Raw genomic sequence first — 25,949 nt, 5'->3', positions numbered from 1 at the left:
AGCATATCCCTGTTCTCGCGCATGTCGGGCAGGCTGCAGCAGAAGCCTGCGGCGCCGACGTTGCGCCCCGATGCCGCCAAGTTCAAGGGCACCCTGATCGCGCATGGCCTGACCAAGAGCTATAAGGGCCGGCAAGTGGTGAACGGCGTTTCGCTCGGCGTCAGGGCGGGCGAAGCGGTCGGGCTGCTCGGCCCCAACGGCGCCGGCAAGACGACCTGCTTCTACATGGTCACCGGGCTGGTGCCGGTCGACCAGGGCAAGATCGAAATCGACGGTTTCGACGTGACCTCGATGCCGATGTACCGCCGTGCCCGCCTCGGCGTCGGCTACCTTCCGCAGGAGGCCTCGATCTTCCGCGGACTGACGGTCGAGAACAACATCCGCGCCGTGCTGGAAGTGATCGAGAAGAGCCGCGAGGAGCGCGAACGCAGCCTCGACGCCTTGCTCGAGGAATTCCACATCTCGCATCTGCGCAAATCGCCTTCGATGGCGCTGTCGGGCGGCGAGCGTCGCCGCCTCGAGATCGCCCGCGCCCTGGCGACGCGGCCGAGCTACATGCTGCTCGACGAGCCTTTCGCCGGCATCGACCCGATCGCGGTCGCCGACATCCAGCAACTGGTGCGCCATTTGACCACGCGCGGCATCGGCGTTCTGGTCACCGACCACAATGTCCGCGAGACGCTCGGCCTGATTGACCGCGCCTACATCATCCATGACGGCGAAATCCTGAAGCACGGCTCCGCCGCGGACATCGTCGCGGACCCGGATGTGCGGCGGCTATATCTCGGCGAAGGATTCACCCTCTAGGGTAGCGAGACATGCCGTCAGGTCGCCATTTCGGCGAATCCGGTGCGAAAATGCTGCTTTTTTGCCTGCATAACGCTCCGGTAAGCCGCTTTTGCTAGCGTTTGGGTTGACAGGCAAAAGCCGGGCCAGTTGATAGGTTCCGGTTCTTAGCCGGCGCTCTTGCGGCGCCGGCGCGGGTGAGTTTGGGGCGTAAAGTTCATCGGCATGGCTCTTTCGGCCAAATTGCAGATAAGACAGTCGCAGTCGCTGGTGATGACGCCGCAGCTGATGCAGTCTATCAAGCTGCTGCAGATGACTTATACCGAACTGGAGCGTTTCGTCGAAGACGAGATCGAGCGCAATCCGCTGATCGAGCGCGCCGACCCGCGCGACGATGCTGCCTCTGATCAGTTGCAAAAGACCGAAGCCCCGGAGCCGGCGGGCGAAGACTGGCTCGCCGCCGAGCAGCCGGCGTGGAGCGCCGAAGCGATGGCTGAAAAGCTCGACGCATCGCTCGAAAACATCTTTCCCGACGATCCCGGCGCGACCCAGCGCCTCGGCCCCGACCTCACCGCGCAGTGGAAATCGGCGGGCACGGGCGCAGGCGGATCGTCGGACACTTTCGAGATGGAGGATATAGCCGCGGCGGCCGTCACGCTGCGCGACCATGTCGGCGAGCAGATCGCCTTCGCCTTCACCGATCCCGCCCGCCGCCTGATCGCTCGCGAACTGGCGGACGGCCTCGACGATGCCGGCTATTTCCGTGGCGAAATAGTCGAGATTGCCGATCGTCTTGGCGCCGGCGAGGCCATGGTCGGCGAGGTGCTCTCGGTCTGCCAGTCTTTCGATCCCGCCGGCGTTTTTGCGCGCGATCTCGCCGAATGCCTCGCCCTGCAGCTTCAGCGCCGCGACCGCTTCGATCCGGCGATGCGGGCGCTGATCGGCAATCTGGAATTGCTGGCGCGGCGCGATTTCCAGTCCCTGAAGAGGATTTGCGGCGTCGACGAGGAGGACCTGCTCGACATGATGGCGGAAATCCGCGCGCTCGATCCGAGGCCCGGCATGGCCTTTATCGGCGGCGGTGTCGCCGACACCATCGTCGCCGACGTGGAGGTCCGCGCGGCCAGCGACGGCTCCTGGACGGTCGAGCTCAACGCGGAAACGCTGCCGCGCGTGCTTGTCGACCAAGTCTATTTCGCGCAGGTGTCCGGCGGCGCAAGGAATCAGACGGAGAAGGACTTCCTGTCGGAGTGCCTGCAGAACGCCAACTGGCTGACGCGCAGCCTCGACCAGCGCGCCAAGACCATATTGAAGGTGGCGTCGGAGATCGTCCGCCAGCAGGACGCCTTCCTGCTCCACGGCGTGCGGCATTTGCGTCCGCTCAATTTGCGCATGGTGGCCGACGCCATCGGCATGCACGAATCGACCGTCAGCCGCGTCACCGCCAACAAATACATGCTGACCCCGCGCGGCGTGTTCGAGTTGCGCTATTTCTTCACCGCGGCGATCGCCTCGGCCGGCGGAGGCGAAGCGCATTCTTCGGAAGCGGTGCGCGACCGCATCAGGCAGATGATCGACCAGGAGCAGCCGGTCGACGTGCTTTCAGACGACGCCATTGTGGATATCTTGAAGAAGGATGGCGTCGACATCGCCCGGCGCACGGTCGCCAAGTATCGGGAAGGTATGAACATTCCTTCCTCGGTCCAGCGCCGGCGCGAAAAGCGCGCCATGGCGGGCGCAGGCAGGTAGGCGCACTCCCGGCTTTTTCGGGGTTTGACGTTCATTGACAAGCTGCAATGAAGTGACTAGAAGCCCGCCCGCATGGGACGGGCTGATGCCCGCGCATAGATGACCCCGTCGGGAGACGGCCTGTGATTAACCAGAAAGTTCGGACCTAATATCGGCGCTTGAACCGCCGTGAAGCTTGTGCGCTTCGGCCACCGGTATAAACTCAAAAAGTGATGTCTGAGCAAGGAAGGTCGGTTTTCATGACCCTGCGCATTTCGGGAAAGCACATGGATATCGGCGATGCGTTCCGTGCGCGCATCGTGGCCCGCATCGGCGAAACAATCGAGAAATATTTCGACGGCGGATCTTCCGGACACGTAACAGTTATCAAGTCCGGGTCACGCTACACCGCCGACTGCATGATTCATCTGGACAGCGGGGCGGCTTTGCAGGCCACCGGCGACGCCCAGGAGCCGACGGCGGCCTTCGAAGCCGCCGCCGACCGCTTCGAGAAGCGTCTCAGGCGCTACAAGCGAAGGCTGAAATCGCATGGCCCTGGGAGCAATGGCGGCGCCACTGATATCGCCTATACGATCATGGCGCCGATTGCCGATGACGACGAGGATCTGCCTGCGGACTACGCGCCGGCCATCGTCGCCGAATCGACCATGGCGCTGAAAACCATGTCGGTGGCCTCCGCGGTCATCGAACTCGACACCAAGGACAGTCCGGTATTCGTCTTCCGCCACGCCGGCAGCGACCACGTCAACATCGTATATCGCCGGCCCGATGGGAACATCGGCTGGATCGACCCCTCGACGACAAAAGTCGCGCAGGAATAAACGCGTCTCCCGGACGACCACGGGTAGGGGACCTGCGGCGGACGGGACGAGCAAAGGATTTTGGAATGGATCTCAGCGATCTCATCGAAGTGCCGGCCATAATGCCGGCCCTCAAGGCGAATTCGAAGAAGCAGCTGTTGCAACTCCTGGCCGAAAGGGCGGCCGCGATAACCGGGCTGCCGGAACGCGAGGTGTTCGACACCATATTGCAGCGCGAGCGGCTGGGCTCTACCGGAGTCGGCAACGGCATCGCAATCCCTCACGGCAAGCTGGCCGGCGTCAAGCGGATCACCGGCGTGTTTGCCCGCCTCGAGGCGCCTGTCGATTTCGAGGCGCTGGACGACCAGCCCGTCGATCTGGTTTTTCTGCTTCTGGCGCCCGAAGGCGCGGGCGCGGATCATCTGAAGGCGCTGTCGCGCATCGCGCGGGTTCTGCGAGACGGCGAAATCGTGGCCAAGATTCGCGGCACCAGAGACGCCGCGGCGATCCACGCGCTGCTGTCCGATACGCAGGCCTCTCACGCAGCCTGATTATTCTTTTTTTGAATGAATTCGTTGGGCGGGCGGCTCCAGGGCCGCCCGTTATCGTTGAGGGTACTGCGCCGCCTTAGTGGATCGCGACGGGGATCAAGTCGTTTTCCAGGGCGCCGGCCAGCGCGCGATCACGCTCGTCGGACAAAAGAATCGGCTGACCGTTGGCGGCGAAGAGCGCCCAGAGCGTCGTGTTGGGCGCGATCTCCGGCAGGCCGGGGAATTTGCCCTTCAACTCGTCGCTGCCGATTTCGCGCAGATACGCCACCGAGCCCTCGCCGAGATGCGCAAGATCGGCCTTCGAAACGGTGATTTGCCGTGTGCCTTGATATGCCATGTTAGCCTCCTGCTCGCGGGGCGTCCCTGATGACCAACCCGCCATAGAGCTGTTTGGTTCCGGCGAGAATTGTTTCAGTCTTTCACCGAAATGTTTATTTTCCGTACGAGCCTTTCGGGCTCGGGCCGGTCGAGATCGATTGCCAGAAGTCCGTTCTTCAGTTCCGCCGCGATCACCCGCATGCCGTCGGCAAGGACGAATGTTCGCTGGAACTGCCGCGCCGCTATCCCGCGGTGCAGGAACTCCCGCTCGGTCTCGTCGTTCTGCCGGCCGCGAACGACGAGTTGATTCTCCTCGGTCGTGACCTCCAGATCCTCATCGCAGAAGCCGGCGACTGCCAGCGTGATGCGCAGTCTTTCGCCTGACCCTTCGACGTTCCGGACGCGCTCGATATTGTAGGGGGGATAGCTGTCGCCTGTTTTGGCCAGGCGTTCGAGTGTCTTTTCCATCGCGTCGAACCCGAGCAGAAGCGGGCTCGAAAAAGGCGTCATGCGACTCATTTCCGTGTCCTCTAAGAGCGACCTGAAAGGAAAAACCCGGATGGCATTTTTCCTGACGATGCTGATATGGTCCGCGCCGCAAACAAGTTCAAGTCTGCACGGCAGCAATCAAAGGATACGAAATGCCCGCACCCCGCAAGATCATCATCGATACCGATCCCGGCCAGGACGACGCCGTCGCGATCCTCCTGGCGCTGGCGAGCCCGGAGCTCGAAATCCTCGGGATCACGGCGGTTGCGGGCAATGTTCCCCTGAAACTGACCGAGAAGAACGCCCGCAAGATCTGCGAACTGGCGGGAAAGCCGGATACGAAGGTTTATGCCGGCGCGGTGCGGCCGCTGGTGCGGGAACTGGAAACCGCCGAGCATGTGCATGGCCAGAGCGGCCTCAACGGGCCCCAGCTTCCCGACCCGACCATGAAGCTGCAGGAGCAGCATGCTGTCGATTTCATCGTCGAGACGCTGATGCGGGAAGAAAGCGGCGCGGTGACGCTTTGCCCGCTCGGGCCGCTGACCAATATCGCGCTGGCGCTCATCCGCGAGCCGCAGATCGCGCCGCGCATCCGCGAGATCGTGCTGATGGGCGGCGGCTTCTTCGAAGGCGGCAATGTCACGCCGACCGCCGAGTTCAACATCTATGTCGACCCGCACGCGGCCGACATCGTGCTGAAATCCGGCATCCCGATCGTGATGATGCCGCTCGATGTCACCCATAAGGCGCTGACGACGGCAAAGCGCGTCGCCGCTTTTCGCGAACTCGGCACCAGGGTTGGCGTCGCAACCGCCGAGATGCTCGAATTCTTCGAGCGCTTCGACGAGGAAAAATACGGCACCGACGGCGGCCCGCTGCACGACCCCTGCGTCATCGCCTATCTCCTGAAGCCGGAATTCTTCAAGGGCCGCCGCTGCAACGTGACGGTAGAGACCAGCTCGGAACTGACCATGGGCATGACCGTCGCCGACTGGTGGGGCGTGACCAAGCGGGAGAAGAACGTCACCTACATGCGCGACATCGACCATGAGGGCTTTTTCGCGCTGCTGGTGGAGCGGTTGGGGAGGCTATAAGCCAAAGCCAGCCGGGCCGGACAGCCGGTAGGTGATCCGGCCATTCTGCCAGTACTGGCGGTCGATCAGAACGTGGTGCCCGAGCCGAAGCGGCCTCTTGATGTCGCCCCGGACCAAAACCAGCAATCCGTCGTTGTGAAGACGGACGCTGTATTGGTAGTAGAATCCACGGCCGATCGAAGCCTTCGGGTTCAAAGGCCCAGCGGTCGCTGATTCAATGGTGCCGACAATCTGATCCGTTTTGATTACGGAACTTGTGCTGGCGACCATCGCCAGCAACAAAAAGATCGATAAAACAAGAAAACAAAGGGTGGCGATGGTGCCGCGGAAATTTTCCTGCAGAACCATCAGCCAGATGCGAAACCCAAGCCGCGATGTGCCCACTCGTTATAGTTGAGCGGCCGGATGAGCTTCTTCAAGATCCACTAGGCTTTTAATCCGCTGACTCACTTCGTCCGCGAAAACGCCAGCCAGAGCCCGCCGCCGATCAGGAAGCCGCCGCTGATGCGGGAGAGCAGCTTTACCCGGTGCGCCGACAGCGCCTTGCCGGCGCGGCCGGCGACGATGGCGTAGGCGGAGTCCGAGAAGGCCGCGAAAATCAGCGCGGTGACGCCCATGATGACGATCTGCGGCATATAGGCGAGGCTGTGGTCTATGAACTGCGGGATGAAGGCGCCGAAAAAGATCAGCGTCTTCGGGTTGCTGACGGCGACCAGGAGCCCCTGCAGGAAAAATCCGCCGCGCGGCGCGACCGGCGCTTCACCCTCGGATAGCTTGCCGCTCGAACGGATCATCTGCCAGCCGATATAGATGAGGTAGGCGGCGCCCAGCAGCCTCACCCATTCGAACCAGTGCCCCATCGCCTCGATCATCGAGTTGAGGCCGATGCCGACGATGGCGATCATCATTGCGATGCCGGCCTGGGTTCCGGCGACGTTGAGCAGGCCTGCCCGCGTGCCGTGGCGCATGCTCGATGCGATGACCAGGGTGACGGTCGGGCCCGGCACCAGGATGATAACGATGCAGGCGAGCGTGTAGGCGACATAGACTTCGAGCGACATTTTCGGCCCCTGAGGTTTGCTCGCGTCAGGGCTGCATTTTGCGGGGCGCTCGTCAAGAGTGTCAGCCGGCGGCCAGCGCCGCGTCGACCTCCTTGGCCAACGGTATGGCCGGCTGCGCGCCGGGTTTCAGGCAGGCAAGCGAACCGGCGGCCGCCGCGCGGCGCAGCGCGCCCTCCAGGCCGATGCCGGATGCGAGCCCCGCGGCGAGATAGCCGCAGAACGTGTCGCCGGCCCCGACCGTGTCGACCGGCGTGATCTTCAGCGCGGGAACCTCGAAAAATGCCTCAGGCGTCGCGGCGAGCACGCCTTCGCCGCCCAGGGTGACGACAATCGTCCGGCCTGTGTTTTCCGCAAAACTCTTCATCCGGGCGGGGCGGTCGCGGCCGCGCAGCGCCAGCGCCTCGCCGTAAAGGTCGAACTCGGTCTCATTGGCGACGACATAGTCGGCCTTGCCGAAGCATAAAGCGGCCTCGGTGCGGAAGGGCGCGGTGTTGAGGATGGTCGTCGCGCCGGCGTCTCGGGCGGCGTCGAGCGCCGCCTCGATCGTCGCCTGCGGTATCTCGTGCTGGAGAAGCAGGATGTCGCCCCTTTTTGGCTTTGCTTTCACGAGGTCGCCGGGCAAGACGGCGCCATTGGCGCCGGGCACCACCACGATCACGTTTTCTCCGCGGCTATCGACAAGGATATGAGCGGTTCCGGTCGCGGCATGCGCCTCGCGCACGCCGGAAAGGTCGACCCTGGCCTCCTTCAGGCAGGCCAGCGCCTCGGCCGCGAACGCGTCCTTGCCGACCGCGCCGATCATGCGGACCTGGGCCCCAGCGCGCGCCGCCGCCAGCGCCTGATTGGCGCCCTTGCCGCCCGGCGCGGTCTTGAACGTGTCGCCCGCGACCGTCTCGCCGGGGTCGGGCAGGCGCTCGACGGTGGCGATGAGGTCGAGATTGATCGAGCCGATGACGATGATCAAGAAAAGCCTCCCGGTGATTTTCCGGGAAGCTACGGATTTAGCTGGCCATTGGAAAGACGCGGCCGGCGAAAATGATCAGCGGGCGCAGACCTGGCCGGCTTCCCAGCCGAGGATAGCTCGCTTGCGGGTGAGGCCCCAGTGATAGCCGGTCAGCTGGCCGGATTTGCCCAGCGCCCTGTGGCAAGGCACCACAAAGGAGAGAGGGTTCGCCCCGATCGCCGCGCCGACCGCCCGGCTCGCCTGCGGCGAACCGATTTCCGCGGCGATCGACGAATAGGTGCGCGCCCTGCCCATCGGTATCTTCAGCAGCGCCTCCCAGACGCGAAGCTGGAAATCGGTGCCGATCATGACCACACGCAGCGGCTGGTCCGAGCGCCATCTGGCCGGGTCAAAAATGCGGGCCGCATAGGGCGCGGTCGCCGCCATGTCCTCTATGTAGGCAGCGTTCGGCCAGCGGCTCGACATGTCGGCGAAGGCCTCCCGCTCGCCGCCGGGATCGTTGAAGGAAAGCCCGGCCAGCCCGCGGTCGGTGACCATGATCAGGGCGATGCCGAACGGCGATATATGATAGCCGTAGCGGATCGTCAGCCCGGCGCCGCGGGTCTTGTAGTCGCCGGGCGACATCGCCTCGTGGGTGACGAAGAGGTCGTGCAGCCGGCCGGGGCCGGACATGCCGACCTCGAACGAGGTTTCGAGCAGCGGCATGCCGCTGTCGAGCAGCTTCCTTGCATGGTCTAGCGTCACGGCCTGCAAAAAACCTTTGGGCGAAAGGCCGGCCCAGCGGGTGAAGAGTTTTTGCAGGTTCGTCGGCGTCTCGCCGACCTCGGCCGCCAGATTCTCGAGAGAGGGCTGGTCGCGATAGTCGAGGCTGATCTTCTCGATCACGCGGCGAACGGTTTCATAATCTCCGCCCTGGGGCGTGATGTCCTTTTGCAGGATCGCGGTCTGTGCGTTCATGGCAAATCTCCTTGAACGCGAATATCGCGGTTCGGAAGGCGTTTCTCCACCCGATTCATGCGCTTTTGGCTCGATTTTGTCAGCCCGATTTCGCCTGTGCGAGCGCCCGCGAAAAGGCGGCGGCGAAGCTTTCGCGGTCGTCCGGGTTGAGGAAGCCGCCGATCGCCACCGCGCGGCCCTGGCCTTCCACCGCCATTTTGGTGATGCCGATCTCATCATGGCGGGCGACCGAGAATCGCGCCCAGAACGGATTGAAATGATGCGCCTCAGCCCTGCCGGACGGCGCGGTCTTCCTGATGTCGAGGCTGGTGCGCGACAGCGACACCTCTTCACGGGCCCGCGCGGCGCGATAATTCAGCCGGAAAGCGACGTAGATGAGGAGCACGTCGAGCCCTAAGAAGCCGAAAACCGGCCATGCGCCCCGGCTGAGGAAGACAGCGCCGGTGGCCAGCCAGCCGAATGTCAGCGCGCCCATCAGCACCATGAAGCCGGTTCGGCCGAGCGAGCGATGCGGCGTCAGCAGCGCCTTGAAAAACGGCTCGTCGGCAGAGGCGGCGTTTGTCTCGCTCATAGCGACAGAATATAGAAGGCGCATGAAAAAGCCCAATGCCAAAAGCGCGCCGTCCGCTGCCAACGCCAAGCCGCGCCCGCGCAGCTACCGTGCGCGCTCGCGCTATACGCCGGCGGAGGTGCGCGAGATATTCCGCCGCTTCTCGGTCCAGCGACCGGAGCCGAAAGGCGAGTTGGAGCATGTCAATGCCTTCACGCTTCTGGTCGCCGTTGTGCTGTCGGCTCAGGCCACCGATGCAGGCGTCAACAAGGCGACGCGGGCGCTGTTTGCCGTCGCCGACACGCCGCAAAGGATGCTGGAACTGGGGGAGGAGCGGGTCGGCGACTATATCCGCACCATCGGCCTGTGGCGCAACAAGGCGAAGAACGTGATCGCGCTGTCGGAGGCGCTGATCCGCGATTTCGGCGGCGAGGTTCCCGGCGAGCGCGACCTACTGGTGAAGCTGCCGGGCGTGGGGCGGAAAACTGCCAATGTCGTGCTCAACATAGCCTTCGGCCAGCCAACCATGGCGGTCGACACCCACATCTTCCGCATCGGCAACCGGCTGGGCCTGGCGCCCGGCAAGACGCCGGAGGAGGTCGAAGCCGGGCTGGTGGCGATCATCCCCGACGAATATATGCGCCACGCCCATCACTGGCTGATCCTGCACGGCCGCTATGTTTGCAAGGCCCGCAAGCCGGACTGCGCGGTCTGCGTCATCGCCGATCTGTGCAAGGCGCCTGAGAAGACCAACAGCGTGCCCGCACCGCTGGTGGAGCTGAAGCCTCTCGAACCGGTCGAATTGGCCGAAGCTCAGTAGAATATGCCGCGCGCCATCGCGGCCGCGAAGGTCAGGATCAGCGCGAAGCCGACGATCTGCACCTTGATGTAGGAGCGCGCCGTCTCGATCTCGGCGTCGGGCACGGTATAGGCCGGGTCGGCAGCCGCCCTGCGCCATCTGATGATGCGGGCGGTCGGGCCTATCGAAAGCATGCCGACCGCCGCGAACGACGCCATCTTGGCCCAGAACATCGCGTTGTAGACATAGTACTCCCAGCCTTTCAGGCCGAAGAAGACGCGCAGGACGCCGATAGCGATCAGAGTCCCGGCCAGCCCGCCATAGGCCGCGTCGAGTCGTCCCACCAGCGCCAGATTGCGTCCGCCGAGTCCGGGACGGATCAGCGCCCATTCGGTGGCGAGCACCGAGGCGAGTAGGAAGGCCAGGAAATGATGGAATATCGCCAGAATGAGGTCGGTCGACATGCTCGCCATCCGCTGGTTCGAATCACCCGGAGAAATAGGCCTCGCAAATCCGGCTTTGGCAACCGGTGGTGGCGCTTGACCGTCGCTGCCAGCGAGCTAACTTCCGGCAAATGACACTAACGCGCGACATCAACCCGATGCCGGACGACATCCGCGACGAGCTTCGGGCACGCGGCTTGATGGACGCTTATGAGGCTCGGCCCGACTATCAGCGCAACGATTATCTCGGCTGGATCGCGCGGGCCAAGCGCGAGGAGACACGCCGCAAGCGGCTCGACCAGATGCTGGACGAACTCGAGCGCGGCGATCTCTACATGAACATGGCGTGGCGCGGCGACCGGCGCTGATTTTCAAAGCCCACCAGAATTGCTGGAGGAAAGCAGCACCAGCCGCTGGCATCATCCAGCGCGCGTCGAAAATAGTAGCGTGCCGGCGGTTTATGCGGAGAAGCCAATGCCTGTCGCCATCGACATTCCCGTCATCGAGACACAGCGCACAATCCTGCGCGCGCATCGTCTCGACGATTTCGACGACTATGCCGCCATGTGGGCCGATCCGGCCGTCACGCGCTTCGTTGCCGGCGGCAAGCCGCGCACGAGAGAAGAAAGCTGGATTCGCTTCCTGCGCCATCCCGGCATGTGGTCGATGATCGGCTTCGGCTTCTGGGCGGTCGAGGAAAAGGCGACCGGCCGCTTCATCGGCGAAGCCGGATTTCATGATTTGAAGCGGGATATCGAGCCGTCGATCGAGGGCAGGCCCGAAGCCGGATGGGGGCTGATCGCCGCCGCGCACGGCCAGGGCTTCGCCACCGAGATCGTCAGCGCTGCGGTCGAATGGGGCGATAGCCGGTTCGGCGGGGCAAACACAGTCTGCATCATCGATCCGGACAATGCCGGCTCGATCAAAGTCGCGCAGAAGTGCGGCTATCGGGAAACCGCCAGGACGACCTATCACGACAAGCCGACGATCATGTTCGAACGCGTCGCAGCCGTGGCTTGAATCAATCCAGCGCCGTCGGTGCGTACACGACGACCGGCTCGGCGCGGCCCTTCACGGTTATCTCCTTGAGCTTTCGGAGCGGGATGCGCTCCGAAACCAGTTCGGCGGTCGCCTGCCCGATTACCAGCGGCACGCCGAGATCCTTCGACGCGCCTTCCAGCCGCGACGCCAGATTGACCGCATCGCCGAGGGCGGAATAGTCGAACCGGCGCTCGGAGCCGACATTGCCGACCACGCAATGGCCGGTGTTGATGCCGATGCCGATGCGCAGCGAAATCGCGGGCTCGCCGCGCGCCTCGGCCTCGGCCCGCAGTTCTCCGTTCAAGTCTTCGAGCGCCTGCATCATGCCGAGCGCCGCCTCCACCGCGTGGGTGGCGTGGTCGGGATCGTCGAGCGGCGCGTTCCAGAACGCCATCAGGCAATCGCCGATATATTTGTCGATGGTGCCGCCATGCGCCATCACCACCTCCGAAAGCGGCGTCAAAAGGCGGTTGATCAGCGTGGTCAGCCGTTCGGGATCGCCCTTCATGCCTTCGGCGATGGTGGTGAAGCCGCGAATGTCGCAAAACAGGATGGTGAGCGCCCTGACCTCGCCGCCGAGGCGAAGCTGAGACGGGTCGCGGGCCAGCCGCTCGACCAGGGCGGGCGACAGATACTGCGAGAAGGCGCGGGTGATGCCCTGGCGCATCCTGCGCTCGGCGGCGAAATCGCGCGCGCTCTGGGCGCCGGCCACCAGCCCCATCGCCAAAGTGGGCGCAAGCGGCGGCACGAAAACGCGGCCGAAGCGCAGAAGCAGATAGCTGCCTGCAAGCAGCGCGCCCGCCGCGATGACAAAGCCGGCGAGCGTCCTCCACCCGGTCTGCCGCCAGACCAGTATTGCTCCGACCAGCGCGCCAAGCACGATGGACAGCATCGCCGTGACCGTAGCGGCGCGGCCGATATAGAGCCGCCCGGCGAGATTGTCGAAGACCGTCGCCTGGATCTCGACGCCGGCGACCAGCCTGCCGGTGCGGATGGTGAAGGGCGTGGCGTGTACGTCCGCTCCGCCTTCGGAAAGCGTCGGCGCGTTCTGCAGGCTGAGTCCGACCATGACGACGCGGTCGCGGAAATAGTTTTCCGGCAGGAAATTGTTCGGGTCGAGCGCCTGGTAATAGGAGACGGTCGGATAGGTGCGCGACGGTCCGAACATCTGGAGAAGCGCGTAGGCGGGAACGGTCACCGCCTGGCCGGCAATTTCGGCAAGCCCAGCCGCGAAACCGTCGCGGTAGCCTGGCACGCGCCGCAATATGCCGTCGCCGTCAGGCGCTATGGAGGCGATGCCGGTCATTGCTCCGTCGGCCGTCAGCATCGCCAGGGGCTCGACCCGGACATGCTGCGCGGCATGCTCGGTCTCGATGAAGGTTTCGTCGCCGGCCAGCACCACATCCGGGCCGAGCGCCGCCGCAAGCGCCTCGTCCGCCGCGAGGCTGGACGGCTCGGTGAAAATGATGTCCACGCCGATCGCCTTGGCTCCGGCGCGGCGCAGCGCCTCGATCAGCCTTGCGTGCAGGTCGCGCGGCCACGGCCATTGCAGGCCGATCTCGGCAAGCGACGGCTCGTCTATGGCGACGACGACGGGCCCTTCGGCCGGCCGCGCCGGCGGCGCGATGGTCGAGAGATAGTCGAAGGCGCGCGCCTCAACGAGTTTCCATGGCGTCAGGAAGGATAGCCCGGCGGCAAGCAGCACGGCAGCGGCCGCTATCGCCAAAATGCCGGTACGGCGTGGCGCGCCGGATGCGGAAGCGCCGAGGCCCTTCCACCACGGGCCGCCTCGAAACATCAGAACCGGACCTTGAACGAGCCTACGAAGGACTGGCCCCATCCGGGGACATCGGCGGCGATCTCGAATTTCTCGTCGAAGAGGTTATAGCCGGCCAGTTCGAGTTCGAAGCGCTTGTCGAACGGCTCCCACGTCAGAAAGGCATCTGCGGTCCAGAAATCGTCGAGCTCGCCACCCGTGGCTTCGCTCGCTCGTTCGCCGACATAGGTGGCCGCGACCGTGACTTTGAGATTAGAGGGATGGACCCACGTCATACCCACGCGCCCGGAAATCTCGGGCACGAAAGGCAAGGCGGCACCAAAGCCCGCGCTCGCGGGATCCTTGATCTCGGAAACCGCGTAGGCGGCGGTCGCGAAAGCGCCGAATCCGTTGCCCAGCCATACATTGGCCGTTGCGCTGACGCGGTCGATGCGTCCTTCGCTGAAATCAACTGTGCCGATCGTCAGCGGAATTTCGATCGCCAGGTCGTGCATGTCCTGATGTTGATATTCGACACTGGTGAACAACCGGTCCGACCACTCGGCGTCCCATTGGGCCGCGAACGTATCGGAATATCCTCCGACGCCGAGTTGCGTTTGGTTGGACTGGACGCCCAAAATGCCGATCGGAGCCAAGGTGGTCGAATCGATCGCGGACGTTTCCCGCAGGAAAGCGGCGCGCAACCAATGCCCCTCCGACGGCGCCCAGGCGATACCAAAGCGCGGTTCCAGCCGCTCCACATTGACGCCATCGCCATCGAGATAGGTTCCGAACAGCGCCGCCTCGGCTTTGATTGTCGGACTGATATCGTAAAGCGCGTTGAAATAGGCGCGGCCGATATCGATTGTTCCTTCGACCGAGGAGATTGGAACCGTTATGGAGGGGAATGGCCCGAGATAGACCGTGGTCGACGTTTCTTGTCCAAGGTCCAGGAACCCGCCCTCCAGACCGTAGCGCAGAGTGAGGTCGCCAACCCCGTAGAAGTGGTTCACCGCCCCCAGATAGGATTGCTGATCGGTTTCGGTGTCCAGCGTGGTCCCAATCACGCCGACATCGGTATCGAACAGTTCTCCGGTCGTACTTTTCTGATTGAGGACCGAAGCGAAGAGCGCGGCGTTCGCCACACTGTGGTAGCCGAAGGTGTGGCTCCACGCGACAGCTGCGTTGCCGCTCTCGGTTTGCTTTTCCAAAGGGACCCGCAAGCCCGTGACCGGCGGCACCAATATTGACGGGTCAAATGTTGCTGCACCGAAATCAGACGTGTTGTCGCGGATAGCCAGATAGCCAACGATGCGGTCGTTCGGCGTAGGTTTCGTGGCAAAGTAGCCCGTGCCGGTGATGTCTTCGAAACTGGCGTCCACTTGGGCATCGATCGGACCAGGCAGAGTAGTAAAGCGGGTATCATTTAGGTCGCGCGTTTCAAACGTCCCGTAGAAACTCCATGGCAGGGGAGTGTGACTGAAACCTTGCAGCTCGACTTCGGTCGTGAGGCCAGGATCGGCGTTAGCGGTGCTCGTAAAGCCAGTTCCTACTGATGCCTCCAAGAAGGGTCTGCGGATCAGGTTGGCGCTTCTCGATCGCGACGAGATCATGAACGGGTCGAGCATAAGACCTTGCAGGAACGATGAAAAGCTCGAGGTGTTGGTCCCGGCCTCGACCGCCAGGTTTCCGAAAGTCGCGTCATTGACAAATGGGTCCGGGCTGCCAGCGAGTGTCTGGTCTACATAGCCGGAAGCGGCAAAGGGATCGAACACCGCCTGCCCGTAGTAGCGCCCCCATGCGTCGAGTCCTTGTAGTCGGAAGGCGTCGTTTAGTGTCGAGCCGGCGTCCTTGTTGGCGCTCAGCGCTTCATAATCGCCGCCCCGCGCCCGTGACCGCCTGAGAGACTCCTGCGCGCTTCGGATCGCGCGGTCGGATTCGTAGGCATCGATAGCGATGGCGGTTTCGAAGTTCGACGTGGTCGGATCGTTCGGATCGAGCCTGTCGGCGTTTTCGAGCGCCTGTTCGGCGGGCGCCCGCTCGCCGCTTTCGTAATAGCCGGCCGCCAGCATCAGCAGCCCCTGGGCATAAGCCGGATTGGCGGTGGTCCCGGCGAGCAGGTTCTCTATCGCCTTGTCCATTTCGCCGGTTTGCAGATAATAGCGTCCGCGCGCGATCAGGCCGATATCGAAGGAGGGGTCGACGGCCATCGCCTTGTCGATCATAACCTTGGCGTCCTTCACCCGATCCTGGTCGAGATAGAGGATCGCCAGATTGGCGTAGGATACCGGATCGTGCGGATCGAGTTCGATGGAGCGCAGGTAGGCGGCTTCCGCCTCGCGCTCGCCGCCGCGCGCGCTCTGCAGGTTTCCGACCACGTTCCAGATCGTCGTGGAACCTGGCGCGATCTCAACTGCACGCTTGGCATCGGCCAGAGCGCCTCCGATGTCGCCCTGGACGCCGGCCTTGTAGTTGGCGCGCGCCTCGAGCGCGGTGGGGTCATCCGGGTCGAGCGACAGCGAACGCGCGATCGCTTCCTCAACCTGCGTGCGGTCGTCCACAAGGATCGCCAGTTGCGCGCGATATGCGGGCAGCGAAGGGTCGTCCGGATAGCGGACTTCGGCCCGCCTGATGACCTCAATGGCCGCCGGGATGTCCTTCAGGAAACCGGCAGTCCACGCCTCGGCGAGAGCGGCATAGGGGCCGCCGCCACTCACCACGGGCGGTTTCTCCACGCGGTCCGGGTCTGCGAGAGACCGCGCGAAATAGCCGCCATAGAGCGCGATGGCCCGGCGTTTCGCATCGACGCGCGGCGCCGCGCGTTCGAAAAGCAGCGCCGCTTGCGCGTATTGCTGCGCCGCGCCTGCGGCGAGGGCGTCGATCAGGTCGAGTCTTGCCTTCTGGGAAGGCGTGAGTCGGAACGCCCGCGCCTGCTCCGCCGCGTCGATCGCGGGGCGCTTGCCGTCATAGCTCAGCGAAACCTCCGCGAGCGTCAGCCATTCTTCTGCGCTGCGGGACTGCTCCGGCTTGGCCCCAATGCGCGCCCGCACGGCCCGCATCTCGGGACTCGACAGCGGCGACACAGGCATCCAGCCGAATGAATTGCGCAGAGACAGGTAAAACAGCATCTGCTCGCGATCGTCGGGATCGACAATCACCACCTTCGTCGGCGCCTGGCCGATGCTGGCGGCGGCAGCCTCGCCTTCCGCCACGCTGACGGAGCCGAATTCGTTGGAGAGTTCGACCAGGCCTTCGAGCACGGCCAGCGAGGTCCTGCCGTTGCCGTCGACAGTCATCGTCCAGTCGGTGCCGCGGATAGCCGCTGCCGCGGCCGGCGTGTCGACGGTTACGTTGCCGCCGCCGCGTTCGGCTCGTGCCCAGATCGAGCCCTGTTCCAGCGAAAACCGCGTATCCGCGCCGATCTCTTTGACCAATAGCGTTGTGTTGCGGCCGAGACGCATCTGCGTGCGATCGGAAAACAGCACCGCCAGCGTGCCGTTGGCGTTGGTGCGGAGATAGTCGCCGGGCACCACGTCCTGGCGGAGGTCGACGACCTGCCAGGACGAAACCTCGATGAAGCGAACTTCCTCGCCGCTCTTGCGGGCGATGACCGATCCGGCGGCAGGCTGCGCGCGCGGCACGGGCTCGGCTGCCGCCTGCTGCACGCAAGCGAGCGCCGCCAAGGCCAGCGAAACACGAATAGTCCCCCGCATGCAGTCCAAAGCCCCCACCTGGAAGGGGCGTTTATGGCGCTAGCACCATGAAGCTGTCAAACATTCCGTTGCAGTAAACTGTGTAATGCGGCAAACGTTGCCGGCAAGACACAGGCAGGGGAAGCAGGCAAAAGAATCATGGCTGCGATGGAAAAGACCAAGAGCGCTATTTCAGGCGCCGATGTGCAGGCTTTGCCGATGGGCAAAGACTATGTCGAGCATCTGAAAAAGATCAACGACGTCTTCTACGATCAGATCAAGATCGCAGACCAGAAGGCGGCCTATATCTTCACCTTCATGCTGGCTTTCCTGATAACTTCCTCGGAAGGCCGGGCGAGCTTCAAATGGCAGCGCTATGTCGACGCCGAATTTCCTCTGGTGATATTTTCAGGGGGCATGGCGCTCGCAGCATCCTGCGCGCTGGTTGCGGCCATCCTCGTGGTGCTGCCGAGGCGCGGGGTAGGGTCGACATCGCTGTTCTGGGGCGGCTGGGCGGCGCATCGTGCGGAGGTGATCGAGGCCGGCAGCCGCAACGATCCGGACTTCATCTTCCGGGAGTACCTGGCCAATATCGACAGCCTGTCGCTGATCGCCCGGGTCAAATACCGCTATGTGACTATCGCCTTCCGCTCGCTGATTTTCATGGTCTTGGCCTATCTGCTGCTGCTTCTGGCGGTAAGCTAGCAAGACACGCCATCCGCCCCTGGGGCGCATTCTCAAGCGGTCTTTAACGGCAAACGGTCCCGGACTGGGGAAAGCCAGGCCGGGACCGTCGGTGCTGCCGCTTTACGCAGATACAGAGCGACGCGGCACCATCGCCTCCGATGGGTGAACGGAAGGTAAACCGGCATTGATCCTCAGGACTCCACGCCTTGGTCCACCGCTGCCCGCGGTTGACATGGCGGCTCCCTGGCTTAGGTCTCATCACACCCGGAGCGGAAGAGGGCCGATGGATAGTCAGAACCTGCCGGCCGGCTATCGGCCCTCTACCAGCCATGCAGAGCTGGGCGGTGAATTCTATGACATCGTCGCGCCCGCTGCGTTTCCCAAGCACGTGCTGCGATGGCGCAACCAGCGCTGGGCCGAACGCGTCGGGCTGGGGGCGCTGGGCGACGATGAATGGATCGACCACTTCGGCCGGTTCCAGCCATTGCCCGGCACCTATCAGCAGCCGCTTTCGCTGCGCTATCACGGCCATCAGTTTCGCGTCTACAACCCCGAGATCGGCGACGGTCGCGGCTTCCTCTTCGCGCAACTCTACGACAGGGTGGACGGCCGGCTGCTCGATCTCGGCACCAAGGGCAGCGGCCGCACGCCATGGTCGCGAACTGCCGACGGCCGGCTGACGCTGAAGGGCGGCGTCCGCGAAATACTGGCCACCGAGATGCTGGAGGCGCTCGGCGTCAACACCTCGAAAAGTTTCAGCCTGATCGAGACCGGCGAAGCCCTCATGCGCGGCGACGAGCCTTCTCCGACGCGGTCCTCCGTGCTGGTCAGGCTCAGCCATTCGCATATCCGCATCGGCAGTTTTCAGCGCCTGCTCTACCTCGACCGCAAGGACGACATCGCCAAGCTGCTCGACTATTCGATCAGGACCTATATGCCGGAGATCTGGCGCGACGACCTCGCCGGCCGCGCCGTCGCCTTTGTCGAGAATGTCGGCAGGCTGGTGGCGCGGACGGGCGCCGAATGGATGGTCGCCGGTTTCGTGCACGGCGTCCTGAACACCGACAACATCAACATCACCGGCGAAAGCTTCGACTACGGCCCCTGGCGTTTCCTGCCGACATTGCAGCCGGGTTTCACCGCCGCCTATTTCGACCATCAGGGCCTTTACGCCTATGGCCGGCAGCCCGACACGCTGCTGTGGAACATGACGCGGCTCGCCGAATGTTTTCTCCAGATCGCCGAACAGAGCGAGCTGGAACGGGTGCTTGGCGGCTTCGGCCGGACCTTTCAGGCGGAGTTCTCGAAAAACCTGCTGCGCCGGCTGGGCCTCGCTTGGGCCTCCGACGAAAGCGCCGCCGCCCTGGCGCAGGCATGGTGGCAGTTCATGCTTGCCAGCAAGGCGCCATTCGAACAGGCCTTTTTCGACTGGTATGGCGGGCTGGCAAGCAGCGCCCGCGCCGAAGCCGGCCCTTCCGCCGAGTTTTATGCGATGGAAGATTTCGCTCCCGTCCGCGCCGCCTTTGCCCGGTTGCAGCCGGCGGACAAGGCTGCGCTCGAGCATCCCTATTTTTCACGGCAGCGCCCCTGCACCATGCTGATCGACGAGCTCGAGGCGCTGTGGGATCCGATCGCCGGAAGCGACGGCTGGTCGGCCTTCCACGCCAAGATCGCCGCAATCCGCGAGATGGGCGAGGCGCTCGGCAACCGCCCCGCGCAGCCCTAGCCGCGCTTCCGTTTCGTTAATGCTGCCCCTCCGCCCGACGATCTCCCCAGATCAGCAGCCTTTCTACGCGGCCTTGAGCTTGCGCGCCTCTATCCGGCGCTCGGCTGCGGAGACGGAGATCTCGAAATGATCGGCCTGCGCCACGTCGAGTACGTTGGTCGGCCGGTAGGCCGCGACATTGACGCCGCCGTGGAGCCTGACGCTGTCATAGACTATGCCCGCCCCGCCGTCGGCCCTGACGGCCTCGCCGAATGGCTGCGAACCAGCATAGCTGTCTGATGCGTAGAGTTCGGGCTTTTCGGCCTGCAGGCCGCGAATGTCGAGATAGGCGCCTGCGAGGCTGGCGGAATAGGCGCGGTAGGTGCGCTGCATTGCCGGCGCCTTGCGCGCGACCGCCTCGCGGCGCAGATGATGACCTACCTCGGCGATCGCAGTTTTGATCTCCGCCGCGGCATACCACGCGCCGAGTTCGGGGCCGTTGAAGCGCGTGCCGCCCGGTGCGACGTGCAGGAAAGCCGCCATGACGATGCTGGCATTGGCGCGGCCGAACACCCATTCATGTTCCGGCAGGCGGCGGGTGCGTTCGGCGACGAGGCGGTCATTGGTCCAGCCGGCGAGGTCCATCACCGCCTCGAGGTCCGATGCGGTCGCTACCGTGTCGAACAGGCCGATCGGCGGAAATTGCGACGGGATTAGCCGGAACGACGGTTGCGGCGCCGCTGTAAGCCGGTCGATCACGTCAAGACGATGTCCGTTTCCCGGTAGGGTTCGAAGGCGGCGTCCACCGCGTTCGGCTCCATGTAGAGCCCGCCGCGGGCCGCATCGAGGAAACGGCGCACGATAAGCAGCCCGTCCTGCGAGCCGGAGGTCACCAGCGCCAGCGGCGGGCTGCCGCCGAAAACCGCGGCGTCATGCGGACCGCGCAGCCACGCCACGCCTTCCCGCTCCGCTCCGAACAGCACCCCGAGCGCCTGATGGATGCCGAGCACGGCCGAAATGCGCGTCAGCGTGTCGACGTCCAGCGTGAACTCGCCATGCTCGCGGGCGAGTTTCGCCCAATTATGATAGGTGGACCGCGACGGGTAGCCGAGCACGAGGCGGCGCTCCTCTTCCACGAGGCCCCAAAGGTCGGCAATGGCGAGAAAGGTCCGGAACGCCGGCGCGCTCAGCCGCTTGCGGTTGGCCGGCGCGAAACGCGACCGGTCGAGCACCGGCGGCCCTGCTTCGACCATTTCTGCTGGTTTCCTGAGTGGGTTGGGCATGCGGTATCCTCTGTCTGGATATGAGTATAGTCCAGATTTGGACAATTTCAAGGGTTTGGCAGGTACTGCGGCGCGATTTTCGGTCAGATGGCTCCCTACGATTGACACTTTGAGCGGCATGAACAAAAGTGGAACATGCTCCTTCGGGCGAATTGCAGACTACGTCCGCGCCTTTGTCTGGAGGACACAAAGGGTGGAGGCAGATCGAATTGGTCCAACGGTCCGGAAGCGCTGATCTTCCGCTTCATGGCGGGCGTGTGCCGAAATGGCTCGGCGAGCGCATGACGCGCATCGGTGCGGTAATGTGCGAAGCGATCGTGCACCATTACGGCCGCGACGAGCTTTTGCGGCGGCTGGCGCATCCATTCTGGTTCCAGTCTTTCGGCGCTGTGATGGGAATGGACTGGCACTCCTCCGGCATCACAACCAGCGTCATCGGTGCGCTGAAGCGCGGGCTTGCGCCGCTTTCAGGCGAACTCGGCATTCATGTCTGCGGCGGCCGCGGCGCCCATTCGCGCAAGACGCCGCAGGAACTCGTCAATATAGGCGAGCGCGTCGGATTCGACGGGGCGGCGCTAGCGACGTCCAGCCGCCTCGTCGCCAAGGTCGACAGCGCCGCCGTGCAGGACGGGTTCGATCTTTACCTGCACGGCTTCGTCGTCACCGACGATGGAAGCTGGGTGGTGATCCAGCAGGGCATGAACGGCGACCGTCGTCAGGCGCGCCGCTATCATTGGCTGTCGGAAGGCCTGACCAGCTTCGTCGACGCGCCGCACGCCGCCATCGAGGGGCAAAGCCAGGGAAAAATCGTCAACCTCACCGACCGCCGCGCCGAGGCGTCGCGCAAGGGCCAGCTCGAACTCCTGCATTCACTCGGTCCCGACAGGATCGTCAGGGAATTCGCCTCGACAGAGGCGAGCCACGCGGCCCCATCGGATCAGGCGACCCTTCCCCATCTCGTCATGCCTGCCCACCACGACGTCCGCGAGGGCAACATTGTCATGCGCAGGCTTCACAGCAACATCGCCGCGGCGGCGGAGCGGGGGCCGTCGGATTTTTCCGAGCTGCTGCTCGTGCCAGGCGTCGGCGCGCGGACGGTGCGTGCGCTCGCTATGGTGGCGGAAGTGATTCACGGCGCGCCCTGCCGGTTCTCCGATCCGGCGCGGTTCTCGCTCGCGCATGGCGGAAAGGACCGCCACCCTTTCCCGGTGCCACTGAAGGTCTATGATCAGACAATCGGCGTGCTGAAATCGGCGGTCCAGAAGGCGAAACTTGGACGGGAGGAGGAACTCGGGGCGCTGAAGCGGCTGGACGAGCAGTCGCGGCGTCTCGAACGCCATGTCACGGGCCCCAGCCTCAAGGAAGTCGTCGCCGGCGAATTCGATCAGTCGCACCTTCTCGGCGGCCGCAGCGTCTTCGGCTGGGCACCTGCGCCTGCACGGCCGGAGGTTGGACGGAGATAGCAGGAACGAGAGATATGGCTGAGTCCTTCGGACGCCAAGTGACTTAGGTCACAGACGCCCCACAGAGAAACCTCCCATAATTGGTTCAACCTCCTCCAAGGCCAACCTTATAGAGGGAGAGACTGATTTGCTTTATGCTCTCATCATCTTCATTGGCACGCACGGTTTCACCATCGGCAGCGGCATGACGCTGGCCGATTGTCAGCGAGCCATCTCGATTAGCAGCGATGGTGACATCATGAGATGCGTCATGGAACAGGAAGTTTAACAATCTCCCGAAGAGGCGGTCACTCGGCCGCCCCTTTCGAGGGAACCCCCTTGCCTCCGGATCGGCAACTACGAGCTTATCAACGTAGAACGCGACAATCCTGCGGTCCGCCTTCCCGAGCGGTACTAGCCTCGCTGCCTTCGGCGTCAGGCGCGCGTGAGCACACTTGTTCATCGCCACGCCCGCCGAAGCGTCTGGCCTTTGTCAAAGAACGCTCCTCGCCGCCGGAAGGAGAAGTCGGGAAGCGGGGCAAGGGGCCGAGCCTCTCAAAAATCTAATACGTGGCGCGGTTTCCCGTGCCCCGCCGGCGTTCTCGCCGCGACGCAAGTGGGCGGGCTCAGCATTCGCGCCGCCGCCCTGACCTACGCCGGGGCCCGGGTCTTGGGGATCTGTTCCCTAAACCGCGCTACCGTTGCGCGGCCGGCCCGGACGCCGCCGCCCTCCCCTGATCCCCGGTCCGGACCAGGGCTCCCGCGAGGGCGGTCCTGGGATTATGCGCGTGGGCCTGAGGGGGTGGATAAAACTGGTAGAAAGACTGCTGACAGATGATGACAATGACGTTTGGATTGCTGGATAGCAGGAACGGGACGCATGGCTGAGGCCGATAGTTTCAATCTGGAGCGCTTCGTGACGGCGCAGCAGCCGGTCGTCGAGACGGCTCTGGAAGAATTGAAGGCCGGACAAAAGCGAAGTCACTGGATGTGGTTCATCTTCCCGCAACTGCGCGGGCTGGGATCTTCCTCAATGGCCGAATTTTACGGCATCGGCTCATTGGCCGAGGCGAAAGCCTATCTCGATCATCCATTGCTCGGGCCGCGTCTGGTGCGATGCGCCTCGACCGTGCTTGCACTCGAGGGCCGCCCGCTGCATGCGATCTTCGGCTCGCCCGACGACATGAAATTTTGCTCCTCGATGACGCTGTTCGCGCTCGCGGGAGATGATGGCGAGAGCCTGTTCCATCAGGCGCTCGCTCGTTATTGCGACGGCCGCATGGATCGACGGACACTGGCGCTGCTAGAACAGAAAGGAAGCTAGAGGCCCGCCGGCGCTCATAAAAGCATTCCGGCCCCAGCGTTGACGGCAAAGGTATGTCTCCTAATTTCCGCATCTGCAGATGATTGAGGGCATTCAATTGAACCAAACCCAGTTTTGGATATCGACCCTCGCATGGGCAGCCTTCGCAATTCTGCTCACTTGGAGCGCATATACCGCATTTCGCCTTTACTTCGGTGGGGTACCGGTAGGCTATCCCGCTTTGATCGGCGGGGGCTCTGTTTACCTGGTATACCGGATACGAGCCCTGGCCCGAAGAATGGGGTGGGCGAAAAAGCCCGCTCCACTCAATCGTCACGCTTGGCTGATTGAATCGGGCCTTTGCTGGGCCCGCCCGAAGCGGCGAGCCGATTATGCCTGCCTCGGCATAATCGAAAACGGATGTGCAGAGCGTCCAGTCGCTGTGCAATTCCTCTCAGGAGCCGATTCTTGGGTGATTGCGCGTACGTCTGCTGTCGCCGTCCTGTTGCTGGAACGTGAGCAGAAAGATCGCGTTGCAGATGCAATCCACTATCGCCGCCATCATCGTACGAGTTCCCCCCGCGGGCCTGAGCCAAGTTTTTCGGGCAAGCCGCCGGATCCGTTATGGTCGCCCCCGCCCATCTCGCCTGCTACGAATTGGCGGCGCTGAGGCGGATAAGCCTCAAGACGCCGCAGCCCGGCAACGGACTGCCAAGCCTTCAGCCTTGTAGTCGAAAACGGATATGCAGGGCGTCCAATCGCTATGCAGCGTGTCTCAGCATGGCGATGACAGGTGCTTTCTTGAGGTGCCGGATGCCTACCTGTTGCGCATCTGCTCGCGAAACGTGGTTGGCGTCAGGCCATTCCAGTCGCGAAACGAGCGCGCGAAGGCGGAAGGGCTGGCAAAGCCGCATGCGGCGGCGAACCCGCTCTATCGGCAGCGTTTGCGGGGAGGCCAGCAGCGCCGACGCCCGCTCAAAACGCCCGGCGCGGATGATTTCGCCGATCGCCTGCTCGTGCTGCGCGAAGACCCGGTAGAGATGCGCCCGCGAGCAGCCGAGGGCATGCGCGATGCTCGCCGACGTGAGTTCGGGGTCGCCGAGACGGATCTGGATATAGCGGCAGGCGGCGGCGCAAAAAGCTTCGTCATGGCGATCGTCCGGCAGTGCGTCGCGATCGGCATGCGCGCGGCGAGGGTTCCGACCGCAAGATCGACGGCGGCTTTCATGGCGACCGCCGTGGATTGCCCGTCGAGATGCTCGCCTTGTCTTGCGATCCAGACGAGATTCGCCATCAGGAGCCCGGCAAGCCCTTCCGGGGGAAGCTCGCAGAAGCCATTGCGCAAAAGGCCGGGCTTGTCGGCCAGGGCATCCGCAAGCATCGCCTTGGGGACTGTCAGGGTAAATATGCGATTGGTTTTCGGTCATCGTCGTCATCGACCGGGTTCCGTTCACGACCATCAGGTCCGACGAGGGGGTGACGATCCGCGCCGCATCGCTGTCCGTCCTGATTTTTGCGGTACCGGACAGGCCGAGGCTGAACAAGACGTATTCGTCACTGGACCTAGCGAAGCGGGTGACCACGTCGTCGCTCGACGCGCATCCGAAGGTCGTCCCGTCATCGCCGATACGAAGGAGCAAATCCGCCCGGAAGTCCTTCCTCCTGTCCGGCTCGCTGACATCGAGGTCTATGAAGGTATGGATGCTGCGCCAAAAATCGAGGCGTTGAGCAGCCGGCAGACCACGTGTCGACAAACGGCGGAATCCGTTGTCGGGCGGTTGCCCGCGCTTTCCTCGCCCCACCGCCATCGTCGTGCCCCACTGAAACGGTCAGTGGCGAAAAGATAACCGGCTGATCGCTTTTCGCAAAGGAAACAAAAATTATTGATCGCGCCGGAGTACAAGGCTTACCGATGGCGCGAACTTGCCACCGGCACCGCTTGTGCGTCTCGGTATGAAAGCCGGCACAGGTGGCAGGATGCTCCCGGCGGCATTTTCTCGGCTATCTCGGCGCTCCAAGTCGTCGCGTAAACGAGCGCAAAGACGAAGCTCTGTGGATGTCAGTAAATGGCGTGCGAAGCGGTACCAGCCCGGCGATCGGCGGCGATTAGGCAGCTATCGCGCAATCGCGGCAAAACTGGCGGAGAGAGCGGGATTCGAACCCGCGATACGGTTCCCCGTATACACACTTTCCAGGCGTGCGCCTTCAACCACTCGGCCATCTCTCCGCATGCGTCCGCTGCCGGCCAGGCATGATCCCGAAAAGGTGGAAGCTTTCGGACGGGATCATGCGCTAATCATCAGGGCCTCAAGTCGGTCCATCGGAATGGATCGGGCTCCAAGGCACTGCGAACGCCGGGGTCATCTAGTCGATCTCGCAGCGAATGCCAAGCCGTGAGATGGACATTGTTTGCATCGGAACAAGCATTTGGGACGCATTCGCAGTCGTCGCCTCGAAGCTTCAATTTCGCGTGTGGCCA

Annotated in this window: 25 protein-coding genes, 1 tRNA gene and 1 pseudogene; 12 read left to right on the top strand and 15 right to left on the bottom strand. The window is 63.6% G+C overall.

Annotated elements, in window-relative coordinates; genetic code table 11:
• Window positions 1-21 precede the first annotated feature (21 nt).
• The 4 genes from lptB to ptsN all read left to right on the top strand — a co-directional run bounded on the left by lptB (window position 22) and on the right by ptsN (window position 3,886).
• Complete coding sequence (gene lptB, locus ABVK50_RS27655) at window positions 22-807, top strand: LPS export ABC transporter ATP-binding protein (RefSeq protein WP_353645783.1); 786 nt, start codon at window positions 22-24, stop codon at window positions 805-807.
• Between the two features lie 204 nt (window positions 808-1,011).
• Window positions 1,012-2,535, top strand: a complete 1,524-nt coding sequence (gene rpoN, locus ABVK50_RS27650; protein WP_353643541.1) for an RNA polymerase factor sigma-54 — start codon at window positions 1,012-1,014, stop codon at window positions 2,533-2,535.
• Between the two features lie 239 nt (window positions 2,536-2,774).
• Window positions 2,775-3,356 (top strand): ribosome-associated translation inhibitor RaiA, encoded by a 582-nt coding sequence (gene raiA / locus ABVK50_RS27645; RefSeq protein WP_353643542.1) that lies wholly within the window; start codon window positions 2,775-2,777, stop codon window positions 3,354-3,356.
• A 65-nt stretch (window positions 3,357-3,421) separates the two neighbouring features.
• Window positions 3,422-3,886: a PTS IIA-like nitrogen regulatory protein PtsN gene (ptsN, locus tag ABVK50_RS27640; RefSeq protein WP_353643543.1), complete on the top strand. Its 465-nt coding sequence runs from the start codon at window positions 3,422-3,424 to the stop codon at window positions 3,884-3,886.
• A 76-nt stretch (window positions 3,887-3,962) separates the two neighbouring features.
• Here ptsN and ABVK50_RS27635 read toward each other — a convergent pair whose 3' ends face one another.
• Window positions 3,963-4,223: a DUF1150 family protein gene (locus tag ABVK50_RS27635; RefSeq protein ID WP_353643544.1), complete on the bottom strand. Its 261-nt coding sequence runs from the start codon at window positions 4,221-4,223 to the stop codon at window positions 3,963-3,965.
• 74 nt (window positions 4,224-4,297) lie between these two features.
• Window positions 4,298-4,723 carry an Hsp20 family protein gene (locus ABVK50_RS27630; RefSeq protein WP_353643545.1) on the bottom strand — a complete coding sequence of 142 codons (426 nt, stop codon included), beginning with the start codon at window positions 4,721-4,723 and terminating at the stop codon, window positions 4,298-4,300.
• A gap of 122 nt (window positions 4,724-4,845) precedes the next feature.
• Between ABVK50_RS27630 and ABVK50_RS27625 the strand changes: the two genes are divergently transcribed.
• Complete coding sequence (locus ABVK50_RS27625) at window positions 4,846-5,787, top strand: nucleoside hydrolase (RefSeq protein ID WP_353643546.1); 942 nt, start codon at window positions 4,846-4,848, stop codon at window positions 5,785-5,787.
• Here the strand turns inward: ABVK50_RS27625 and ABVK50_RS27620 are convergent.
• The 5 genes from ABVK50_RS27620 to ABVK50_RS27600 form a co-directional block, all read right to left on the bottom strand.
• Window positions 5,782-6,135, bottom strand: a complete 354-nt coding sequence (locus ABVK50_RS27620; RefSeq protein WP_353643547.1) for a hypothetical protein — start codon at window positions 6,133-6,135, stop codon at window positions 5,782-5,784. The genes ABVK50_RS27625 and ABVK50_RS27620 overlap by 6 nt on opposite strands.
• 98 nt (window positions 6,136-6,233) lie before the next feature.
• Window positions 6,234-6,848, bottom strand: a complete 615-nt coding sequence (locus tag ABVK50_RS27615; RefSeq protein ID WP_353643548.1) for a LysE family translocator — start codon at window positions 6,846-6,848, stop codon at window positions 6,234-6,236.
• Between the two features lie 61 nt (window positions 6,849-6,909).
• Window positions 6,910-7,812 (bottom strand): ribokinase, encoded by a 903-nt coding sequence (locus ABVK50_RS27610; RefSeq protein WP_353643549.1) that lies wholly within the window; start codon window positions 7,810-7,812, stop codon window positions 6,910-6,912.
• Between the two features lie 75 nt (window positions 7,813-7,887).
• Window positions 7,888-8,769: a methylated-DNA--[protein]-cysteine S-methyltransferase gene (locus ABVK50_RS27605; RefSeq protein ID WP_353643550.1), complete on the bottom strand. Its 882-nt coding sequence runs from the start codon at window positions 8,767-8,769 to the stop codon at window positions 7,888-7,890.
• Window positions 8,770-8,848: 79 nt separating this feature from the next.
• Complete coding sequence (locus ABVK50_RS27600; protein ID WP_353643551.1) at window positions 8,849-9,340, bottom strand: DUF2244 domain-containing protein; 492 nt, start codon at window positions 9,338-9,340, stop codon at window positions 8,849-8,851.
• Window positions 9,341-9,362: 22 nt separating this feature from the next.
• Between ABVK50_RS27600 and nth the strand changes: the two genes are divergently transcribed.
• Window positions 9,363-10,139, top strand: coding sequence for an endonuclease III (nth, locus tag ABVK50_RS27595; RefSeq protein ID WP_353643552.1), 777 nt, complete (start codon window positions 9,363-9,365; stop codon window positions 10,137-10,139).
• Here the strand turns inward: nth and ABVK50_RS27590 are convergent.
• Window positions 10,133-10,582 carry a DUF2214 family protein gene (locus ABVK50_RS27590; protein WP_353643553.1) on the bottom strand — a complete coding sequence of 150 codons (450 nt, stop codon included), beginning with the start codon at window positions 10,580-10,582 and terminating at the stop codon, window positions 10,133-10,135. The two genes, nth and ABVK50_RS27590, sit on opposite strands and share 7 nt — an antisense overlap.
• Before the next feature lie 110 nt (window positions 10,583-10,692).
• Between ABVK50_RS27590 and ABVK50_RS27585 the strand changes: the two genes are divergently transcribed.
• Both ABVK50_RS27585 and ABVK50_RS27580 read left to right on the top strand, forming a co-directional pair.
• Window positions 10,693-10,929 carry a YdeI/OmpD-associated family protein gene (locus ABVK50_RS27585; RefSeq protein ID WP_353643554.1) on the top strand — a complete coding sequence of 79 codons (237 nt, stop codon included), beginning with the start codon at window positions 10,693-10,695 and terminating at the stop codon, window positions 10,927-10,929.
• 106 nt (window positions 10,930-11,035) lie between these two features.
• Window positions 11,036-11,581 (top strand): GNAT family N-acetyltransferase, encoded by a 546-nt coding sequence (locus ABVK50_RS27580; RefSeq protein WP_353643555.1) that lies wholly within the window; start codon window positions 11,036-11,038, stop codon window positions 11,579-11,581.
• A gap of 1 nt (window position 11,582) precedes the next feature.
• On the opposite strand, the gene ABVK50_RS27575 is transcribed toward ABVK50_RS27580, so the two are convergent.
• Window positions 11,583-13,400: a CHASE2 domain-containing protein gene (locus ABVK50_RS27575; protein ID WP_353643556.1), complete on the bottom strand. Its 1,818-nt coding sequence runs from the start codon at window positions 13,398-13,400 to the stop codon at window positions 11,583-11,585.
• A complete protein-coding gene (locus ABVK50_RS27570) occupies window positions 13,400-17,071 on the bottom strand; it encodes a FecR domain-containing protein (protein ID WP_353643557.1) in 3,672 nt (1,223 codons plus the stop codon). The genes ABVK50_RS27575 and ABVK50_RS27570 overlap by 1 nt, the downstream gene beginning before the upstream one ends.
• 138 nt (window positions 17,072-17,209) lie before the next feature.
• On the opposite strand from ABVK50_RS27570, the gene ABVK50_RS27565 reads away from it, so the two are divergent.
• Together ABVK50_RS27565 and ABVK50_RS27560 are read left to right on the top strand one after the other, a co-directional pair.
• The gene (locus tag ABVK50_RS27565; RefSeq protein ID WP_353643558.1) at window positions 17,210-17,755 is read left to right on the top strand and encodes a Pycsar system effector family protein; all 546 of its coding nucleotides are present in this window, start codon (window positions 17,210-17,212) and stop codon (window positions 17,753-17,755) included.
• Between the two features lie 265 nt (window positions 17,756-18,020).
• Window positions 18,021-19,463: a protein adenylyltransferase SelO gene (locus ABVK50_RS27560; protein ID WP_353643559.1), complete on the top strand. Its 1,443-nt coding sequence runs from the start codon at window positions 18,021-18,023 to the stop codon at window positions 19,461-19,463.
• A gap of 63 nt (window positions 19,464-19,526) precedes the next feature.
• Here the strand turns inward: ABVK50_RS27560 and ABVK50_RS27555 are convergent, their stop codons facing one another.
• Complete coding sequence (locus ABVK50_RS27555) at window positions 19,527-20,201, bottom strand: RES family NAD+ phosphorylase (protein ID WP_353643560.1); 675 nt, start codon at window positions 20,199-20,201, stop codon at window positions 19,527-19,529.
• The gene (locus tag ABVK50_RS27550; RefSeq protein ID WP_353643561.1) at window positions 20,198-20,695 is read right to left on the bottom strand and encodes an MbcA/ParS/Xre antitoxin family protein; all 498 of its coding nucleotides are present in this window, start codon (window positions 20,693-20,695) and stop codon (window positions 20,198-20,200) included. Before ABVK50_RS27550 ends, ABVK50_RS27555 begins: the two co-directional genes overlap by 4 nt.
• Before the next feature lie 239 nt (window positions 20,696-20,934).
• Here ABVK50_RS27550 and ABVK50_RS27545 point away from each other — a divergent pair, with 239 nt between their 5' ends.
• Window positions 20,935-22,188 carry a DUF763 domain-containing protein gene (locus ABVK50_RS27545; RefSeq protein ID WP_353643562.1) on the top strand — a complete coding sequence of 418 codons (1,254 nt, stop codon included), beginning with the start codon at window positions 20,935-20,937 and terminating at the stop codon, window positions 22,186-22,188.
• Window positions 22,189-22,273: 85 nt separating this feature from the next.
• Here the strand turns inward: ABVK50_RS27545 and ABVK50_RS27540 are convergent, their stop codons facing one another.
• Entirely contained in the window at window positions 22,274-22,459 is a 186-nt protein-coding gene (locus tag ABVK50_RS27540; protein WP_353643563.1) for a hypothetical protein, read from the bottom strand.
• A 588-nt stretch (window positions 22,460-23,047) separates the two neighbouring features.
• Between ABVK50_RS27540 and ABVK50_RS27535 the strand changes: the two genes are divergently transcribed.
• On the top strand, window positions 23,048-23,491 hold the full coding sequence (locus tag ABVK50_RS27535; RefSeq protein ID WP_353643564.1) for a DUF1810 domain-containing protein: 444 nt from the start codon (window positions 23,048-23,050) through the stop codon (window positions 23,489-23,491).
• A 796-nt stretch (window positions 23,492-24,287) separates the two neighbouring features.
• Here ABVK50_RS27535 and ABVK50_RS27530 read toward each other — a convergent pair.
• Window positions 24,288-24,350 (bottom strand): annotated as a pseudogene (locus ABVK50_RS27530) (hypothetical protein); the annotation flags it as partial.
• A gap of 1,257 nt (window positions 24,351-25,607) precedes the next feature.
• Window positions 25,608-25,697, bottom strand: a tRNA-Ser gene (locus ABVK50_RS27525).
• Window positions 25,698-25,949: the final 252 nt, after the last annotated feature.

This window comes from Mesorhizobium sp. WSM2240, from assembly GCF_040438645.1.
GTDB lineage: Bacteria > Pseudomonadota > Alphaproteobacteria > Rhizobiales > Rhizobiaceae > Allomesorhizobium.
This window is presented reverse-complemented; position numbering and strand designations above follow the sequence as displayed.